General features: G+C 66.3%; 18 protein-coding genes. 10 read left to right on the forward strand and 8 right to left on the reverse strand.

Features of this window, described 5'->3' with window-relative positions; all coding sequences use genetic code 11:
* Positions 1–66 precede the first annotated feature (66 nt).
* Genes AC3RCC_RS13660 through AC3RCC_RS13670 form a run of 3 tightly spaced genes read left to right on the forward strand, consistent with a single transcriptional unit; the run spans position 67 to position 2043 of the window.
* Entirely contained in the window at positions 67–438 is a 372-nt protein-coding gene (locus AC3RCC_RS13660) for a response regulator (RefSeq protein WP_291648881.1), read from the forward strand.
* A 17-nt stretch (positions 439–455) separates the two neighbouring features.
* Positions 456–1832, forward strand: a complete 1377-nt coding sequence (locus AC3RCC_RS13665; protein WP_291639335.1) for a PleD family two-component system response regulator — start codon at positions 456–458, stop codon at positions 1830–1832.
* A 31-nt stretch (positions 1833–1863) separates the two neighbouring features.
* The gene (locus AC3RCC_RS13670) at positions 1864–2043 is read left to right on the forward strand and encodes a hypothetical protein (RefSeq protein ID WP_492258716.1); all 180 of its coding nucleotides are present in this window, start codon (positions 1864–1866) and stop codon (positions 2041–2043) included.
* A 421-nt stretch (positions 2044–2464) separates the two neighbouring features.
* Here the strand turns inward: AC3RCC_RS13670 and AC3RCC_RS13675 are convergent, their stop codons facing one another.
* The 6 genes from AC3RCC_RS13675 to rnr form a co-directional block, all read right to left on the reverse strand.
* Positions 2465–2662 (reverse strand): hypothetical protein, encoded by a 198-nt coding sequence (locus AC3RCC_RS13675; RefSeq protein ID WP_452115953.1) that lies wholly within the window; start codon positions 2660–2662, stop codon positions 2465–2467.
* 390 nt (positions 2663–3052) lie between these two features.
* Positions 3053–3922 (reverse strand): hypothetical protein, encoded by an 870-nt coding sequence (locus AC3RCC_RS13680; protein ID WP_492258717.1) that lies wholly within the window; start codon positions 3920–3922, stop codon positions 3053–3055.
* Between the two features lie 346 nt (positions 3923–4268).
* Positions 4269–4436 (reverse strand): 50S ribosomal protein L33, encoded by a 168-nt coding sequence (rpmG, locus tag AC3RCC_RS13685; protein WP_291639343.1) that lies wholly within the window; start codon positions 4434–4436, stop codon positions 4269–4271.
* A 175-nt stretch (positions 4437–4611) separates the two neighbouring features.
* Complete coding sequence (locus AC3RCC_RS13690; RefSeq protein WP_452115955.1) at positions 4612–5346, reverse strand: NUDIX hydrolase; 735 nt, start codon at positions 5344–5346, stop codon at positions 4612–4614.
* Positions 5343–5789 (reverse strand): DUF983 domain-containing protein, encoded by a 447-nt coding sequence (locus tag AC3RCC_RS13695; protein ID WP_492258718.1) that lies wholly within the window; start codon positions 5787–5789, stop codon positions 5343–5345. Before AC3RCC_RS13695 ends, AC3RCC_RS13690 begins: the two co-directional genes overlap by 4 nt.
* Before the next feature lie 28 nt (positions 5790–5817).
* Positions 5818–8124: a ribonuclease R gene (gene rnr / locus AC3RCC_RS13700; RefSeq protein ID WP_492258719.1), complete on the reverse strand. Its 2307-nt coding sequence runs from the start codon at positions 8122–8124 to the stop codon at positions 5818–5820.
* 645 nt (positions 8125–8769) lie between these two features.
* Here rnr and urtA point away from each other — a divergent pair.
* The 5 genes from urtA to urtE all read left to right on the forward strand — a co-directional run bounded on the left by urtA (position 8770) and on the right by urtE (position 14762).
* A complete protein-coding gene (urtA, locus tag AC3RCC_RS13705; protein ID WP_492258720.1) occupies positions 8770–10056 on the forward strand; it encodes an urea ABC transporter substrate-binding protein in 1287 nt (428 codons plus the stop codon).
* Between the two features lie 312 nt (positions 10057–10368).
* Positions 10369–11970, forward strand: a complete 1602-nt coding sequence (urtB, locus tag AC3RCC_RS13710) for an urea ABC transporter permease subunit UrtB (RefSeq protein ID WP_492258721.1) — start codon at positions 10369–10371, stop codon at positions 11968–11970.
* A complete protein-coding gene (urtC, locus tag AC3RCC_RS13715; protein ID WP_492258722.1) occupies positions 11967–13106 on the forward strand; it encodes an urea ABC transporter permease subunit UrtC in 1140 nt (379 codons plus the stop codon). Before urtB ends, urtC begins: the two co-directional genes overlap by 4 nt.
* Before the next feature lie 5 nt (positions 13107–13111).
* Positions 13112–13876 carry an urea ABC transporter ATP-binding protein UrtD gene (urtD, locus tag AC3RCC_RS13720; protein ID WP_291639356.1) on the forward strand — a complete coding sequence of 255 codons (765 nt, stop codon included), beginning with the start codon at positions 13112–13114 and terminating at the stop codon, positions 13874–13876.
* Between the two features lie 190 nt (positions 13877–14066).
* The gene (gene urtE / locus AC3RCC_RS13725) at positions 14067–14762 is read left to right on the forward strand and encodes an urea ABC transporter ATP-binding subunit UrtE (protein ID WP_492258723.1); all 696 of its coding nucleotides are present in this window, start codon (positions 14067–14069) and stop codon (positions 14760–14762) included.
* Positions 14763–15011: 249 nt separating this feature from the next.
* On the opposite strand, the gene AC3RCC_RS13730 is transcribed toward urtE, so the two are convergent.
* Complete coding sequence (locus AC3RCC_RS13730) at positions 15012–15476, reverse strand: Lrp/AsnC family transcriptional regulator (RefSeq protein WP_291639360.1); 465 nt, start codon at positions 15474–15476, stop codon at positions 15012–15014.
* A 156-nt stretch (positions 15477–15632) separates the two neighbouring features.
* On the opposite strand from AC3RCC_RS13730, the gene AC3RCC_RS13735 reads away from it, so the two are divergent.
* Together AC3RCC_RS13735 and AC3RCC_RS13740 are read left to right on the forward strand one after the other, a co-directional pair.
* Positions 15633–16643: a 1-aminocyclopropane-1-carboxylate deaminase gene (locus AC3RCC_RS13735; RefSeq protein ID WP_492258724.1), complete on the forward strand. Its 1011-nt coding sequence runs from the start codon at positions 15633–15635 to the stop codon at positions 16641–16643.
* A gap of 5 nt (positions 16644–16648) precedes the next feature.
* On the forward strand, positions 16649–16939 hold the full coding sequence (locus tag AC3RCC_RS13740; RefSeq protein ID WP_492258725.1) for a hypothetical protein: 291 nt from the start codon (positions 16649–16651) through the stop codon (positions 16937–16939).
* A gap of 264 nt (positions 16940–17203) precedes the next feature.
* On the opposite strand, the gene AC3RCC_RS13745 is transcribed toward AC3RCC_RS13740, so the two are convergent.
* A complete protein-coding gene (locus AC3RCC_RS13745) occupies positions 17204–19039 on the reverse strand; it encodes a monovalent cation:proton antiporter-2 (CPA2) family protein (protein WP_492258726.1) in 1836 nt (611 codons plus the stop codon).
* Between the last annotated feature and the right edge of the window lie 16 nt (positions 19040–19055).

Raw genomic sequence — 19055 nt, forward strand, 5'->3', positions numbered from 1 at the left:
AACGGGGCTGCCGACTTGGGAAGTCCGGAACATCGGATACCCGTGCTGCGGCGGACTGGGGGCGGAATGACAAAGACGGTACTGATCGTCGAGGACAATGAGCTCAACATGAAGCTCTTCAACGACCTGTTGGAGGCGCATGGCTATGCGACGCTCAAGACGGCCGACGGCATCGAGGCGATCGAACTCGCCCGGGCGCATCATCCCGATCTGATCCTGATGGACATCCAGCTGCCGGAGGTTTCGGGGCTGGAGGTGACGAAATGGATCAAGGAGGATGATACCCTGAAGAGCATCCCGGTGATCGCCGTCACGGCCTTCGCGATGAAGGGCGACGAGGAGCGGATTCGCGATGGCGGCTGCGAGGCCTACATCTCCAAGCCGATCTCGGTGGGCAAGTTCCTGGAGACCGTTCGCGCCTATCTCGGCGCGGCCTGAGCGGGAAGGCACTGCCGATGTCCGCCCGGGTCCTGGTCGTCGACGACGTCGCAGCCAATGTGAAGCTGCTCGACGCCAAGCTGTCGGCCGAGTATTTCGACGTGGTGACCGCGACGAACGGCATCGACGCTCTGGCGATCTGCGAGCGCGGCGAAGCCGATATCGTGCTGCTCGACGTGATGATGCCGGGCATGAACGGATTCGAGGTCTGCCGGCGCCTGAAGACCGGGCCGACCACCGCCCATATCCCGGTGGTGATGGTGACCGCGCTCGACCAGCCGAGCGATCGGCTCAAGGGGCTCGATGCCGGCGCCGACGACTTCCTGACCAAGCCGATCGACGACACCGCCCTGTTCGCGCGCGTGCGCAGCCTGGTCCGGCTGAAGTCGGTGACCGACGAGTTGCGGCAGCGCGCGTTGGCCTCGCGCCGGCTCGGCATCGCCGACCCGCTGGCCGCTGCGGCGGCGGAGACCGGGCTCAACGGCCGCATCCTCCTGATCGAGGATCGGCCGCTGATCGCCGAGCGGCTGACGCAGGCGCTTTCGACCTTTCATTCGATCGAGACCGAACCCGATGCGCACGCCGCCCTGGCGCGCGCGGCCGAAGGCGATTTCGAGATCGTGCTCGTCAGCCTAGACCTGCAATCCTATGACGGGCTGCGCCTGTGCAGCCAATTGCGCTCGCTCGAGAGCACCCGCAATCTCTCGGTTCTGGTGCTCGGCGAGGCGGATGATCGGCGCCGCGTCCTGCGCGGCCTCGAGATCGGCGCCCATGATTTCCTGGTCAGGCCGATCGACCGGAACGAGTTGCTGGCCCGCGCGCGCACCCTGGTCCGCCGCAAGCGCTTCGCCGAGCGTTTGCGCGACAGCGTCCAGTCCTCGATGGAAATGGCGGTGATGGATCAGCTCACCGGCCTCTACAACCGGCGCTATCTCGACGGCCGGATCGCGGTTCTCTTCGACGAGTCCCTGCTGCGGGCGCGCTCGCTCTCGGTCCTCATGCTCGATGTCGACCGCTTCAAGTCGATCAATGACAGCTGGGGGCACGACGCCGGCGACGAGGTTCTGCGCGAGTTCGCCGACCGGGTGCGCGCCTGCACGCGCGGCATCGATCTGGTGGCGCGGATGGGCGGAGAGGAGATCGTGGTCGTCCTGCCCGACACGACGCTCGAGGCGGCACGCGCCGTCGCCGAGCGCATCCGCGAGCGGGTCGAGGGCGAAGCCTTCGAGATCCAGGGCGGTGCGCGCAAGATCCCGGTGACCGTCTCGATCGGCGTCGCCTGCCGGCGCGCCGGCGACCCATCCGCCAATGAAATGGTGAAGCGAGCCGACGAGGCGGTCTATCTCGCCAAGGCCGCCGGCCGCAATCGCGTGATCGTCGCCGCGGCTGCCTGAACCCGAAAGATATGGAAGGCTCGGGGCCGGCATGAACCGCCGCTGCCCGGTGATGGTGATCATCGGCTTGACCGAGGCCGATCTCATTGCGCCGCAGCCGTCCAGTCCGGGCGGGCGCCTCATTGCCGGATGGAGGGTCGACGACGAGCCGATTGCGGACATCGCCGGTGCGGAGGCGATTGCCAACCTGCGGCAAGATTTCTTGCAGTAAGATCAGGTAAATCTATGAATGCCTTGAATATTTTGTATTTACTATAGTTTTTACGGTAAATATCGAGGGTTATCCGGTAAGGTTAAAAAACACTGAAGAATGGTGAATCAACCCTAAACGATTGATCCGCGGTCGCTTCGGGGTAGGGTCGTTTTCAGACAGGCGCCAGCGACAGGCTGTCGCCGCGAAATGCCCCCCGGGACCTCGGGTTCCGCCGCATCTCCTGAGGAGCCGGTGGGCTCGGCCGGTCGGTAGCGGGATATCTGGCCTCATCAGATCCGCCGCCGGCCGGCCACTATCGGCACCGCCATAGCATCGGACCGAAAAGTGGACTCCGTTCCTCGGAAAACTCCGATGCGATAACAATGAGAAAGATCATCGTGATCGCGCCCGAACGGAGGCGCGGCGATCCAGCCAGCAGTCAGCGCAAGGCGCGCTCGAGCAGAGTCGGCAGCCAGTATCCGAGCAGGCCGAAGGCGGTCAGCAGTCCGATCAGCAGTAGCGCCGCCCGGATGCGGTGCAGCCGGGTGGGCGATTCATCGACCTCGACGATCAGGCGTAGGACGCGGCGCAGCGGCCCGATGGCCGGCTGGCGTGTCTTGGCGGGCGGGCCGTGCAAGGCTGGGCTCCAGGCGAGAGAGCAGGGCGATGGACGCTCCGCGACATTAGGAAATATGCCGCGGATGCGCCAGAGGACATGTCACGCTTGCGAATAGCTGAGTTCGTTTCGCAGATGCGCCTGCCGTAAACGCAAAAAAGCCGCCTGGTTCGAGAGGGCTTGCAGGTGCAGGCAAGTCTAGTGTCTACCGCTGGGAACTGGAATCCAAGGATTCCTCTAGGGCATAGTCTGTTATCCGCCGCTTTGGCGATGGATCACGGGGCGCAGCCATTCAGATTATGCGGGCCTGCCGAGTTGCGTTCCAGCGCATCGTTTATGCACCGGATTCGTCCGGAAAAGTGGATTCCACCTTTGGGTCCGAGGCGCCGCGGCTAGAGGCGCGGCGGATGGTTACGGGCGATGGCAGGGATCGTCACCATGCGCCCGGAACTTGCAGATTGCCCCGATGGTGAAGCCAATGCCGCCCTTGATGCCGGCGCCCATGACGTTGCCGATGGTCGGATCGTCTTCCCGATGGCGGCGGATCAATGGCTTCGGCTGTCCTCCGAAATAGATGCTGAGGCCTGCCAGAGCGGTCACGTCACCGCCCTGATGCAGAGCGGCCCGTGCAAAAAGGCTGGGCTGGGCCGAACTGGTGCTCGTGAGCGCCCATTCGACGCCAAGACCTGCCACCACATGCCCACCCGAGACTGCTCCTGACGCCGTCAACGCCAAGTTGTCGTCGGGATACCAGGTGAGGCTGGCGCCTGCCACGAAATGCGTGCTGAGATCATGGCGCAGCGCTGTGGCATAGGTCGCGCCACTGGCATCGGTGAGGCCGACCAGGCCTGCCAGCGTGATCGAGTTCCAGTAGCGCTCAGCCTCGATGCCGAGGGAATAAGTGTTGATCCCACCGCCCGCGTCGAGGCGCGCATAGCCGGCTTCGACGCCAACCATTCCCGTCGACGGATCGCGCCAGAACAGATGCGCCCCCGTGCCATAGAACGCCGATTTCCCCAGAGAGCCGTCCAGGCCACCGGCCGCGCCATCCAGTTGCAGGCCGAAACGCTGTCCGAGCGGCAGGGTTACGGCGCCTTCCAGGCCGGTCCAGTTGTTGCCGCCTGTGCCGCCATGGATGAGCATCACCTTGCCGCTGGGCCCGTCCACAGCCGGCAGCGTCTGTTGAGCAGCGGCAGGCGAAGCAACCAGCAAGGCCATGGTCAGGACGGCATGGAACGGCCGGAGACGAATCGTAACCTCCATTGCTAAGCGATGGAACATTGCCCGTCGGGATCCCGATCGTCTACAGGCGCGCGCCTGTCGCGGGCTCGTCCTGACGATGAAACCGTCCCGTTCGCGGTGGCGAAAGCGCCACGAGCGCTTCCAGCGGTTTGACCTCGTCCGTAGGGGGGCTTTGCGCGCTCCGAGGGGCCGCATGGCCGTGCGGAAGCACCGGTGGAAAATCCTTGCCGCAGCAGAGCTGGAAATGAAGCGGCCTGGAAAAAGGAAGTCATAGCGCGGGGTGGGGAGCGTTCCGGCGTGCCCCCTGGCGATGCCCCAAACGAAAAAACCGCCCCAAATCGGGGCGGTTTTTATCGCTAAGATCGATATGTCATGCCTAATGGCATCACTTGATCTTGGTTTCCTTGAACTCGACGTGCTTGCGCGCGACGGGGTCGTACTTCTTCTTCGACATCTTTTCGGTCATCGTGCGCGAGTTCTTCTTGGTCACATAGAAGAACCCGGTGTCGGCCGTCGAGACGAGCTTGATCTTGATGGTCACGGCCTTGGCCATGGCGAAGCCCTCGAACTGATGGGGCCGTCCTCGACCCGCGCATGAAAAAGAAAAGGGCCGGGCGAGCCCGGCAATCCGATGGCGCCGGAATGCCGTATCGGCGCCTGCAAGTCAAGGAATATCGGGCGTGTATCTGCTCGCCCGCGAAATGGCCGGCGTTTTCCGCTCCTGCGGCTCAGATTTGCTCGCGCACGAAGCTGCCGCGCTTCTCCCAATAGAACGGTACCGGCAGATGCGCGCCGAATCCCGCCTTCAGCCGCTCCTCGACCTCGGCGATGATCACCTTGGTGATGGTCGGCAGGTCGAGCTCGCGGGCCTCGTCGAAGGTCACAGAGACGAGGTCGACCAGCTCGGAATCGGGGCCGATGATGCCTTCGACCTTGCCGGCGACGGCGCTGGCGTCGACGGTGAAGAAGCGGGTGTCGAAACGCTTCGGCCGGCGCGGCGGCGTGATCGCCCGGGCGACGAATGTCACGGCGCCGAGATCGGGGAAGATGCCCTTCGCCGCGAATTCCGACCAGACGCCGGGCGGCGGGTTCTCGGGCGCGCCGTATTCGGCGCTGCCGAAGAGCAGCCCGGTCTCCTCGAAGGTCTCGCGGATCGCCGCCAGCGCCAGCGCCCGCCCGCGCTGGGCGCTCGGGCGCACGCAGCGCGCCGCGAGGCGCTGCTCGCAGGGGCCGGGAAGGGCGCCGGCCGCGATCATGCGGCGATCCTCGGGATCGATCCGCCCGCCGGGGAAGACATATTTCCCGGGCATGAACTTGTGGCTCGGATGGCGCTTGCCCATCAGCACGCGCGGCTTGCGCCCGGAATGATCGAGAATCAGCATGGTCGCGGCGTCGACCGGGCGCAGATTGGTTGCGGTGCGGGCGCGCTCGGCCTGGGTCAGGGTGACGGTGTGATCGCTCATCGGCGGCTCATCTCGTTCGATGCCGGTTGACGTTCGGGCTCCGGCGTGGCGCCGCCGAAGCCATGCATGCGTAGCGCCCATTGCAGGCCGACCACTGCACCCTTCGTCGGCTGCATCAGACCGAGGCACAGCACCACCGTCAGCAGCGGCCAGACCCACATATGCATCTGCATCGACCAGTCGCCGAATTTCTCGACCAGAACGAGACCGCCGACGACGATATGGCCGACGATCGTGATCACGATATAGGGCGGCAGATCGTCGGCACGCTGGTGATGCAGTTCCTCGCCGCAGATTTCGCAGCTGGCGACCGGCTTCAGGAAGGCGCGGAACAGCCGGCCCTCGCCGCAACTCGGGCAGCGCCCCCTCAAGCCGCGTCCGATCGCCTGGCGCCAATTGCGCTCCGCGGGCGGGGCCGCCAGCTCGTGATAGTGGACGGACATGGCTCTCATCACCCCCGAGGCGCTGGCCTCAGCGCTTCCGGCCGGGCTTGGCTCGGCCGGGCCGGGCCATACTGCGCCTTGCAGCTAGGGGACGCGCGGCTTTTTTGAAAGAGCGGTTCGATGTCACAGTCCGCCCTTCGCTCAGGAGTTCGAAGCGCAGGGCGCCCGCGACGGGGGCCGCCTCGACCAGACGGACATGGACACGGTCGCCGAGACGCCAGCTTTCGCCGCTGCGCTCGCCGATCAGCGCATGGGCGGCTTCGTCATGGCGGTAATAATCCGCGCCGAGCGTCGAGGCCGGCACGAAGCCGTCGGCCCCGGTGCCGTCGAGCTTGACGAAGAGCCCGGCGCGATTGAGCCCGGCGATGCGGCCATCGAAGCTCGCGCCGATCTGGTCGGCGAGGAAATGCGCGATCAGCCGGTCGGTGGTTTCGCGCTCGGCCGCCATGGCGCGGCGCTCGGCCGCCGAGATCCGGGTCGCGACCTCGCGCAATTCGGCCAGCGTCGTCGCCTTGGGCAGCCCGTCATCGCCGCGCTTCATCGTCGCGATCAGGGCGCGATGGACGACGAGGTCGGCATAGCGCCGGATCGGCGAGGTGAAATGGGCGTAACGGCGCAGGTTTAGGCCGAAATGCCCGTAGTTCTCCGCGACATATTCGGCCTGGGCCTGGGTGCGCAGCACGACCTCGTTGATGAAGAGCTCGTTCTCCGAGCCCTTGATCATCTTGAGGATGCGGTTGAACAGCACCGGCCGCAGCGCGGCGTCCTTGGGCAGCTTGATGCCGATCGAGGCCAGGACCTCGCCGAGCGCGCGCATCTTCTCGAGCGAGGGCTCGTCATGGCAGCGATAGATCAGCAGGCTGCCGGCCTTCTCCAGCGTCTCCGCCGCGGCGACGTTGGCGAGGATCATGAACTCCTCGATCAGCTTGTGGGTCGCCAGCCGGTCGGGGACGATGACGCGGTCGACCGAGCCGTCCGCCTTCAGGATCAGCTTGCGCTCGGGCAGGTCGAGATCGAGCGGCTGGCGCGCGTCGCGCGCCCGTGCCGCGACGCCATAGGCGGCCCAGAGCGGCATCAGGATGCTCTCGCGGATCGCGGCGGTCGCCTCGTCCGGCTGGCCGTCGATCGCGGCTTGCGCCTGCTGGTAGGAGAGTTTTGCGGCCGAGCGCATCAGGATGCGGTGGAAGGAATGGCCCTTCTTCGAGCCGTCGGCCTTGAGCACGAGGCGGACGGCGAGCGCCGGCCGGTCCTCGCCGCCGCGCAGCGAGCAGAGGTCGTTCGAGATCCGCTCCGGCAGCATCGGCACGACGCGGTCGGGGAAATAGACCGAGTTTCCGCGCTCCAGCGCCTCGCGGTCGAGCGCCGAGCCCGGCCGGACATAGGAAGCCACATCGGCGATGGCGACGGTGACGACATAACCGCCGGGATTGTCGGAGTCCTCGTCCGGCGCGGCGTGGACCGCGTCGTCATGGTCCTTGGCGTCGGCCGGGTCGATGGTGATCAGCGGCAGGTCGCGCCAGTCCTCGCGACCGGCCAGCGTCGCCTTCGGCGCAGCCTCGGCCTCGGCGAGCGCTGCCGGCGAGAATTCGTTGGGGATGCCATGGGCGTGGATCGCGATCAGCGACACGGCCCGTTCCGACTTCAGCGAGCCGAGCCGCTCGCGCACCCGCGCCTCCGGCGGGCCGAAGCGACCCTCGCGCCGGAGCGAGACCGAAACGAGGTCGCCGTCCTGGGCGTCGCCGGTCTGGCCCTTCGGGATCAGCGCCTCGCGGCCCTGCGCCTTCTTGTCGACCGGGATGAGCCGGCCGGAGCCGTCGGGCAGGGCGCGGAAGATGCCGAGCACCTGCGCCTTGCCTTTGCCCATGATCTTCAGGACGCGGCCGGACCAGGACATGCCGGTCGTGCCACGCAGGCGCGAGAGCTTGAGCAGGACCTGGTCGCCGATGCCGGGCGCGGCGACCGCGGGGCCGGCTCGGCGCGAGCGCGACGGGCGGCCGGTCTCGATCAGGATCTTCGGCGCCTCGCCCTGGTCGGTCTCGTTCCATTCGAGCGGCACCGCGACGAGGTCGCCCTCGCGGTCGCGGCTCTTGATCTCGCAGAGCAGCACGGCGGGCAGCGCGCTGTGCTTGCGCACCGGCGACCCATCCTCGACCGCATCGACATGCGCTTCGTCCTCGAGCTCGCGCAGCAGCCGCTTCAGCCAGATCTTGCCGCCGGCATCGAGGCCGAAGGCCTTGGCGATGTCGCGCCGGCCGGGCTCACGGCCGGCGGCCCGCTCCTCCTCGATGAAGGCGAGGATGGCCTGGCGGGGAAGGTCAGGGGCTGGCGCTGGCAAGCGGCGGCCTCATCAGGATATGGCGCTGCAATAAATCACGCCTCTCTCTGGCATGTCCTGCCGCGGCGCGCCAGAAGCGGCTGCGCAGGGCCGATCGCGCAAAAGAGAAGGGCCGCCCTTGCGGGCAGCCCTTCCATTGCCGAACCGCAGCCCCGGTAACCGGGCCTGACGTCGCGAAAACTCAAACGGAACCGAACCCCTCATGGGACGAGTCCAGGCCATGCAGTCCCCGCGACAGCGGTTGATGACAATGAGACACTGGATCACCTCCTTTCAGTTGTTACCGACAAGGTGAGGCTAGGGTGATTCCAGCGCGCCCGTAAACGACAAAGATTCAGCGCCGATTTTGCTGTCCACTGCCGAATTCGACGGCGCTTTTGTTGCGCTGCACAGGCGCTGCCCAAATATTCACCGGCCGATCTGCCCGCGCCTTATGCAGATGCGCTCGCATTGTCGCGCCGGGTCCACGGTTTTGGAGAAATCTGCCCGGAATGTCACCGGAACCGCGCAGTTTCCCGCATTTGCTGCGCTTGCGAACGCGACCGGGGCGGTTGGCACGTCGCTTGCGATCCTCCTTACGCCAGCCAGCAAGGCTGCGCCGCGCCCGGCAGGGGCGCGGTCAACAGAATATCGGGGGACATCTCGATGAAGCTCACACGTCGCGTTGTATTGGGTGCCGCCTTCCTCAGTGCCACGGCTCTCTCCACGGTGATGCCCGCAGCCGCGCAGCAGGAGACCATCAAGATCGGCATCCTGCACTCGCTCTCGGGCACGATGGCGATCTCGGAGACGACGCTGAAGGACGTCATGCTCATGCTCATCGAGGAGCAGAACAAGAAGGGCGGCGTGCTCGGCAAGAAGCTCGAGGCCGTCGTCGTCGATCCCGCCTCGAACTGGCCGCTCTTCGCCGAGAAGGCGCGCGAGCTGATCGTCAAGGACAAGGTCGCGGCCGTGTTCGGCTGCTGGACCTCGGTCTCGCGCAAATCGGTGCTGCCGGTGTTCAAGGAGCTGAACTCGATCCTGTTCTACCCCGTGCAGTACGAGGGCGAGGAGAGCGAACGCAACGTCTTCTATACCGGGGCCGCGCCGAACCAGCAGGCGATCCCGGCCGTCGACTATCTCGCCAAGGAGGAGAAGGTCGAGCGCTGGGTGCTCGCCGGCACCGACTATGTCTACCCGCGCACCACCAACAAGATCCTGGAGGCCTACCTTCTCGCCAAGGGCGTGAAGAAGGAGGACATCCTGATCAACTACACGCCCTTCGGTCATTCCGACTGGCAGACCATCGTCTCCGACATCAAGAAGTTCGGCTCGGCCGGCAAGAAGACCGCCGTGGTCTCGACCATCAACGGCGACGCCAACGTGCCGTTCTACAAGGAGCTCGGCAACCAGGGCATCAAGGCGACTGACATCCCGGTCGTGGCCTTCTCGGTCGGCGAGGAGGAGCTCGCCGGCATCGACACCAAGCCGCTGGTCGGCCATCTCGCCGCCTGGAACTACTTCCAGTCGGTCAAGACGCCGGAGAACGAGGCCTTCATCAAGCAGTGGAAGGCCTTCAAGAAGAACGACAAGGCCGTCACCAACGACCCGATGGAAGCCCATGTCATCGGCTTCGCCATGTGGGTGAAGGCGGTCGAGAAGGCCGGCTCTACCGATCCCGACAAGGTGATCGACGCGCTGCCCGGCATCGAGGCGCCGAACCTGACCGGCGGGATCTCGAAGATGCTGCCGAACCACCACATCACCAAGCCGGTGCTGATCGGCGAGATCAAGGCCGACGGCCAGTTCGACGTCGTGTCGAAGACCGGCCTCGTCGCCGGCGACGCATGGTCGAAGGAGCTCGACGGGTCCAAGGACCTGGTCGGCGACTGGGTTGAGAAGAAGTGCGGCAACTTCAACGTCAAGACCGGCAAATGCGGCGGCGGCGCCTGAGCTGAAGAGGGGGAGGGGCGGCACGGTCGGAAAGCCCGGCCGCCCCTCGCAAATCTACCGCTGCTCACAAGACGATCGACCGGAGGGACAAGCGCGGGTCTTCCCTTCTCCCCTTGCGGGAGAAGGTGGCGCGCAGCGCCGGATGAGGGGTCGCGCTGCCCTTGCCGATGCTCAGGACCAAGCGCCGCCATGGCAATCGTCGCGCGACCCCTCATCCGTCAGCGCTTCGCGCTGCCACCTTCTCCCGCAAGGGGAGAAGGGGATCCCGCGCCCTACCGTCGCGGCCTGTGTATCAAGACCAGAAGCGAGCCGATGTCCTTTCTCATCCGCCTCCTGCGAGCCCTGACGTTAGCCCTGGCGCTTCTCGCCGCGCCGGCTGTCGCCTTCGCACAGACTGCCGAAGAAGCCTTCGCGCGCTTCAACGCCGACAGCTTCTCGGACACGGCGCGCGCCATCGACATCCTCGTCCAGAGCGCGCATCCGAATGCGGGCGTCATCATCGAGGCGCTGGCCGATGGGCGCTTGCTCGCCGGCGGTGGCGCCGTCGCGGTGAAGACCAAGGATGGCGGCCTCCTCGACGCGCGCACCGGGCAGGCGCTTTCCGCCGAGCCGGCCGGTGTCAGCGCCGTCAGGCTGAACAACAATGTCCGGCGGGCGATCCAGGCGGCGCTCGGCAGCCTCGGCCTGATCAATCCCGATCCTGTCAGGCGCGTCGCCGCTGCCGAGGCGGTGTTCCGGGCGCGCGACGTCTCGGCGCTGCCGGTGCTCGAAGCCGCGATCGCCAAGGAGAGCAATGACCGGGCACGCCGGGCGCTGCGCGAGGCTCAGGCCGCGATCCTGATCGTCAAGACCGATGCGCCGCCCTTCGACCGGATCGCCGCCGTCGACGTGCTGCGCGAGCGCGGTGACCAGGATGCGCTGGCGACGCTGCGCGCCCTGCCGGGCGATGCTTCGCCGGCGCTGAGGGAGGTGCAGGCCCGCGCCGTCTCCGAGATCGAGGGCAAGCTCGCTCTGTGGCAGGCCGGGCAGAACCTCTGGTACGGGCTCTCGCTCGGCTCGGTGCTGCTGCTCGCCGCGATCGGCCTCGCCATCACCTTCGGCGTGATGGGCGTGATCAACATGGCCCATGGCGAGATGGTGATGCTCGGCGCCTACACCACCTTCGTGGTGCAGGAACTGATCCGGGCGAACGCGCCTTACCTGTTCGACTGGTCGCTGGCCTTCGCGCTGCCGTCCGCCTTCATCGTCGCCGGCGCTGTCGGCATCGCGATCGAGCGCGGCGTGATCCGCTTCCTCTATGGAAGGCCGCTGGAGACGCTGCTGGCGACCTGGGGCATCAGCCTGATCCTGCAGCAGGCGGTGCGGACCGCCTTCGGGCCGACCAATCGCGAGGTCGGCGCGCCCAGCTTCATGTCGGGCGCCTTCGAGCTCGGCGGCCTCGCCATCACCTGGAACCGGCTCTGGATCATCGTCTTCGCGGCGCTGGTCTTCCTCGCTTTGCTCGCCATCCTGAAATTGACGCCGATGGGCCTGCAGATGCGTGCCGTGACGCAGAACCGGCGCATGGCTGCGGCGATGGGCATCCGTACCGGCCGGATCGACGCGCTGACCTTCGGGCTCGGCTCCGGCGTCGCGGGCCTCGCCGGCGTCGCGCTCTCGCAGATCGACAATGTCAGCCCCAATCTCGGCCAGAGCTACATCATCGACAGCTTCATGGTCGTGGTCTTCGGCGGAGTCGGCAATCTCTGGGGCACGCTGATCAGCGCCATGACGCTCGGCGTCGCGAACAAGCTGCTCGAGCCCTATGCCGGCGCCGTGCTCGGCAAGATCGCGCTGCTCGTCTTCATCATCCTGTTCATCCAGAAGCGTCCGCGCGGCCTGTTCGCGCTGAAGGGCAGGGCGGTGGAAGCATGATCAGCCGCTTCCTGCTCTCGAACATGGATACGCGGGGCTACGTCTTCCTCGGGCTCGTCGCCGCGATTGGCCTTCTGGTGCCGCTGGCGAACCTCATGGTCCCGGCCGGCTCGCCCTTCCATGTCTCGACCGCGACCATGTCGCTCTGGGGCAAGTACCTCTGCTACGCGCTGCTCGCGCTCTCGCTCGATCTGGTCTGGGGCTATTGCGGCATCCTCTCGCTCGGCCATGGCGCCTTCTTCGCGCTCGGCGGCTATGCGATGGGCATGTACCTGATGCGCCAGATCGGCTCGCGCGGCGTCTACGGCAATCCGGTGCTGCCCGACTTCATGGTCTTCCTGAACTGGCAGGAATTGCCCTGGTACTGGTGGGGCTTCTCCTCCTTTCCCTTCGCCATGCTGATGGTGCTGGCCGTTCCCGGCCTGCTCGCCTTCGTCTTCGGCTGGTTCGCCTTCCGCAGCCGCGTCACCGGCGTCTATCTCTCGATCATCACCCAGGCGCTGACCTATGCGCTGCTGCTCGCCTTTTTCCGCAACGACATGGGTTTTGGCGGCAATAACGGGCTGACCGATTTCAAGGACATTCTCGGCTTCAGCGTGCAGGCGCAGACGACCCGCGCCGCGCTCTTTGCGATGACCTGCACGATGCTCGCCGCCGGCTTCCTGATCGCCCGCGGCATCGTCTCGTCGAAGCTCGGCAAGGTGGTGATCGCGATCCGCGACGCCGAGTCCCGCACGCGCTTCCTCGGTTACCGGGTCGATCGCTTCAAGCTCTTCGTCTTCACAGTCTCGGCCTGCATGGCCGGTGTCGCGGGCGCGCTCTACGTGCCGCAGGTCGGCATCATCAATCCCGGCGAGTTCGCCCCGGCCAACTCGATCGAGACCGTGATCTGGGTCGCGGTCGGCGGGCGCGGCACGCTGGTCGGCGCGGCGCTCGGCGCCGTCGTCGTCAACTGGGCGAAGACGATGTTCACCTCCGGCTTCATGGCGCCGTACTGGCTGTTCGCGCTCGGCGCGCTCTTCGTCTTCGTCACCCTGTTCATGCCGAAGGGCATTCTGGGCACCGCTCAGGGCTGGTGGGAGAAGCGGCGCAGGCCCGAAAGCATGCCGGCGGCCGAGCCGGCTCCGGCGGAGTGAGATCGATGAACGCTCCCACACCCGGCGCTCTCACCTCTTCCTTGCTCTATCTCGACGGCGTCAGCGTCTCCTTCGACGGCTTCAAGGCGATCCGCGGCCTGTCGCTGACCATCGCGCCCGGCGAGATGCGCGCCATCATCGGCCCGAACGGGGCCGGCAAGACGACGATGATGGACATCATCACCGGTAAGACCCGGCCCGACGAAGGCACGGTGATGTTCGGCGGCTCGGTCGACCTGACCCGGCTCGACGAGGCGGCGATCGCCAATCTTGGCATCGGCCGGAAATTCCAGAAGCCGACCGTGTTCGACTTCCACACGATCGAGGACAACATCCTGCTGGCGCTGAAATCGCAGCGCACCGTGCTGAAGACGCTGTTCTGGCAGACGGGAGCCGCCCAGCAGAAGCGGATCGACGAGATCCTCGGCATCATCAAGCTCGCCGACAAGCGGGAAAAGCTCGCCGGCTCGCTCTCGCATGGCCAGAAGCAGTGGCTCGAGATCGGCATGCTGCTGGCGCAGGACCCCAAGCTCCTGCTCGTCGACGAACCGGCCGCCGGCATGACCGATGGCGAGACGGCGCAGACCGCGGTGCTGCTCAAGGAGATCGCCAGGGATCATTCGGTGATCGTGGTCGAGCACGACATGGGCTTCATCCGCGAGCTCGGCGTGAAGGTGACGGTGCTGCACGAGGGCTCGGTGCTGGCCGAGGGACCGCTCGACCAGGTCAGCGCCAATGAGCGCGTCGTCGAAGTCTATCTGGGGCGGTGATGATGGTCGCATTTCGCTTCCTTGGTTCTCGTCCGTTGTCATCCCGGACAAGCGGCGCAGCCGCGCCGCTCCGGGATCCATTCCGGAACCGGCATTGGAAAGGCTCCGGAATGGATCCCGGGTCTTCGCTTCGCTGCGCCCGGGATGACCGAGCCTCTTTCATTTGGGCCGCTGGATCGGGTCTGGCGACATGCTGAGCGTCGAAGCCATCGATCTCCATTACGGCGCCGCACAGGCGCTTCGGCGCGTCTCGCTCACCGCCGAGATCGGCAAGGTGACCTGCGTGATGGGCCGCAACGGCGTCGGCAAGACCTCGCTGATGCGCGCCATCGTCGGCCAGCAGCCGATCTCGGGCGGCCATGTCCGCCTCGACGGCCAGGACATCTCCACCCTGCGCAGCGAGGACCGCGCGCGCGCCGGCATCGCCTTCGTGCCGCAGGGCCGCGAGGTCTTCCCGCTCCTGACGGTGAAGGAGAACCTCGAAACCGGCTTTGCGCCCTTGCCCCGCAAGGAGCGCTACATCCCGAACGAACTGTTCGACCTATTCCCCGTGCTGAAGTCGATGCTCGGCCGGCGCGGCGGAGACCTCTCGGGTGGCCAGCAGCAGCAGCTCGCGATTGCGCGGGCGCTGGTCACCCGACCCAGGCTGCTGGTGCTGGACGAGCCGACCGAGGGCATCCAGCCCTCGATCATCAAGGATATCGGCCGTGCCATCGATTATCTGCGGAGCAAAGGCGATATGGCGATCGTGCTGGTCGAGCAGTATTTCGACTTCGCCCGCGACCTTGCCGACACGATGTTCGTGATGGACCGCGGCGAGGTCGTGCTGGCCGGACCGATGGTGGAGCTCGACGGAGCCCAGGTTCAGAGGTTGATTCAGGTGTGAGGCCGCGCCGCTTCTTCCTTCTCCCCTTGCCGGAGAAGGTGGCCCGAAGGGCCGGATGAGGGGTCGCGCAGGCCTCCCCGTCATGCTCGCCCTTGTGGCGAGCATCCAGGTCTTGGGCAGCACACGCGACCAGCGAAGACGTGGATGGTCGGGATAAGCCCGACCATGACGATGAAGCGTCGCGCGACCCCTCACCCTACCCCTCTCCCGCAAGGGGAGAGGGGGCAGGTTGCGCTTGCTATCAGCCCCTCAAAATTCCAGCGGCGCGTTGTCGACCACTTCCTTCATCACGAAGAAGGTGCGGGTTTGGCGCACGCCGGGCAGCGCCAGCAGCGTCTTCGCGTGCAGCTTGTTGAAGTCGGCGAGGTCGCGCACGCGGATCTTGAGGAAGTAGTCGAAATCGCCGGCGACGATGTGGCAGTCGAGCACGACGGGGAGCTGCTTCACCGCCTCCTCGAACAGGCCGAAGCTTTCCGGCGTCGAGCGGTCGAGCACCACGCCGACAATGGCGAGCGTGCCCTTTTCGACCTTGTGCGGATCGATCTGCGCCCTGACGCCGGTGACGTATCCTTCCGCGAACAGGCGCTGGATGCGGCGATGGCAGGTCGCTGCGCTGGTGTTCACCCGCTTGGCGATCTCGGCATTGCCCATGCGGCCGTCGGCCTGCAGCAGCCGCAGGATTCTGAGGTCGGTTTTGTCGAGTTCGGCCTCCATGAACGATTCTTCCGTTTTTGCGGCTACTGATAGCGTTCAAGACTATCAAATTGCCGAGACTATGAAAGTAGCAGAAAAATCAGGCGCGAAGTTCGGGAGCACCTTTCAAGGGCGTTTTGCTAGCGTTTGCGGGCCATTTCAGAAGGGAAACCCGCCATGCTCGCCAAATTCGAACGCTATCCCCTGACCTTCGGGCCGTCGCCGATCGAGAAGCTGTCGCGGCTCTCCGCGCATCTCGGCGGCGGGGTCGAGCTCTATGCCAAGCGCGAGGACTGCAATTCCGGCCTCGCTTTCGGCGGCAACAAATTGCGCAAGCTCGAATACATCGTCCCCGATGCGATCGCGTCCGGCGCCGATACGCTGGTCTCGATCGGCGGCGTGCAGTCGAACCACACCCGCATGGTCGCGGCGACCGCGGCCAAGATCGGCATGAAATGCCGGCTGGTGCAGGAAAGCTGGGTGCCGCATGAGGACGCGGTCTATGACCGGGTCGGCAACATCCTGATGTCGCGGGTGATGGGCGCCCATGTCGAGCTGATCGACGAAGGCTTCGACATCGGCATCCGGGCGAGCTGGGAAAACGCGCTCGAGGATGTGAAGGCCAAGGGCGGCAAGCCCTATGCGATCCCGGCCGGCGCCTCCGTGCACAAGTTCGGCGGGCTCGGCTATGTCGGCTTCGCCGAGGAGGTGAGGGCGCAGGAGGCCGAACTCGGCTTCAAGTTCGACTATATCGTCGTCTGCACCGTCACCGGCTCGACCCATGCCGGCATGGTCGTCGGTTTCGCGAGGGATGGGCGCCAGCGCAAGGTCATCGGCATCGACGCATCGGCGACACCGGCGCAGACCAGGGCGCAGGTGCTCGACATCGCACAGAAGACCTCCGAGCTCGTCGGCGGCAAGCAGATCACGGCCGACGACATCGTGCTGAACGAGGACTACGCCTATCCGGTCTATGGCGTACCCTCGCAGGAGACGCTTCAAGCGATCCGCCTGTCGGCCCGGCTCGAAGGCATGATGACCGACCCCGTCTATGAGGGGAAATCGATGCAGGGCATGATCGACCTGGTGAAGAAGGGTTTCTTCCCGGCGGGATCGAAGGTGCTCTACGCTCATCTCGGCGGCGTGCCGGCGATCAACGGCTACAGCTACACCTTCCGTAACGGGTGAGCGTCATGGAGGCGCTCGTCCTCTGTGAGATTGCGGCAGGCCGCGACGACCTGCGCGAGGCGCTGCTGGCGCGCATCGGTCGGCTCGGGCTCCGCGAGCGGGCGAAGCTCAGCTTCGTCGCCCGCGACCGGGCAGCGCCCGGCAGCGTCGTCCTGGCGGTCGGTTTCCCCGATGCGGCCGAGGCGGAACGTTTTGCCGCCGAGGCTGTTGGCGAGGAGATCTCTTCAACCGCCATAAGGCTGCTAGCGCTCGACGCGACCTGGCAGGCCGAGCCGCTGCCACTGATGTTTCCGTGACGGGATCGGTGCCGGGTCCTGTGATCCGGTGCCGGTTCAGAATTCGATTCAGGCCTGGCGGCCAAGGCGTTGAGGTGGAATCAATTTTTGTTCGGTGAACGTCGCCGTCATGGTCGGGTTTGTCCCGACCATCCCCGTCTTCCTTCGGCCCGCACGGTGTTCAAGACGTAGATGCTCGCCACAAGGGCGAGCATGACGGTGTGATCCGCTGATTAAGAGTCAGCTGCCCGGTATCACCGCCTCAGCCGCCAGCGCCTTGCTCCATCACGAGGACGGCGGCCGCGCGGCGGCGATGCCGGCGATGGCCACGTCCGGCAGGTCGCCGATGACCGTGCCGACCGTCTTCGGCTTGGTCAGCGGGGCGGGCACCGGCTGGTTGCCGTGGAGCAGGTCCTGGCCGGCATGGATGTCGCTCGCGACCTGGAGGTCGAGCCGCTCGGCGTCGCGGCGGCGGACATCCTCGACGATCTCGACGACCTCGTCCTCCGGCACGCCGAGCGCACGCAGCACCTCGCCGCCGAAGACCATGGCGGATTCGAAGGTCTCGCGGATCTGGTACTCCACCCCGGCGCGGATCAGGTCCATCGAATGGCCGCGGTCGAAGGAGCGGACGAAGAGCTTCGCATGCGGGAACTCGGCCTGCGCCACCCGCACGATCGCGTTGGCCGTGTCGCGGTTCTCGACGCAGACCAGGATCGCCTCGGCATGATGGGCGCCCGAGGCGTGCAGGATGTCGGCGCGCCGGCCGTCGCCGTAATAGACCTTGAAGCCGAAGCTCGCCGCGGCCTGGATCATCTCGACATCGGTCTCGATCAGCGAGACGCTGAAGCCGCGTGCGAGCAGGCCCTGGCTCGCCACCTGTCCGAAGCGGCCGAAGCCGACGACGAGCACGCGCCCTTCCAGCCCCTCGGCGTGGTCGATGCCGTCGAGCGATTCCCGCTCGGCCGGCATGAAACGGTCGATCAGCAGCACGACCAGCGGGGTGAGCGCCATGGACAGGATCACGACGGCGCTGGTGATGGCGTTGACCTTCGCATCGAAGATGCCCGCTGCGGTCGCGGCGCTGTAGAGCACGAAGGCGAACTCGCCGCCCTGCGAGAACAAGGCGACGCGGGTGATCGCATCGCGCGTGCGGGTGCGGAACAGCTTGGCGACGATGAAGATGCCGGCCGCCTTGACCAGCATGAAGGAGGCGACGCCGAGCGCGACGACCCGCCATTCCTGGGCGATCAGCTCGAGATCGAGCGACATGCCGACCGCCAGGAAGAACATGCCGAGCAGCAGGCCGCGGAACGGCTCGATATCGGCCTCGAGCTGGTGGCGGAAGGTCGATTCCGAGAGCAGGACGCCGGCGAGGAAGGCGCCCATCGCCATGGACAGCCCGCCGAGCTGCATGGCGAGCGCCGAGCCGAGCACGACAAGCAGCGCCGCGCCGGTCATGACCTCGCGGGCCTGGGCATTGGCGAGCAGGCGGAACATCGGGTTGAGCAGGTATTTGCCGGCGAGGACGAGGCCGACGAGCGAGCCGGCGCCGATCAGAAGAGGCATCAGCCCGCCGCTGCCGGCCGCCTTGGCCGGCGCCAGCACCGCGACGATGGCGAGCAGCGGCACGATGGCGAGGTCCTCGAGCAGCAGGATCGAGACGGCCTGCTGGCCATGCGGCGTCGAGGCTTCGCCGCGCTCGTTCAGCATCTGCATCACGACGGCGGTGGAGGAGAGCACGAAGCCCATGCCGGCGATGAAGGCCGCCACCGGCGCAAGGCCGGCGAGAATGCCGACGCCGGTCAGCAGCGCGCCGCAGAGCCCGACCTGCGCGACACCGAGGCCGAAGATCTCGCCGCGCAGATTCCAGAGCCGCGCCGGCTGCATCTCCAGCCCGATGATGAAAAGGAACATCACGACGCCGAACTCGGCGAGATGCAGCACGCTTTCCGGATGCGGGAACAGCCCGATCCCGGAGGGGCCGATCAGGACGCCGCCGGCGAAATAGCCGAGGACCGAACCGAGCCTGAGCCGTCGGAAGATCGGGACCGCGATGACGCCCGCGCCGAGAAGCCCGACGGCCTGGACCAGCTCCGGAGAAAAGCCCTGCGCTGCCATGAAGCTCCTGCTGTCG

It is taken from the genome of Allobosea sp. GW823-FHT01F03 (assembly GCF_058798075.1).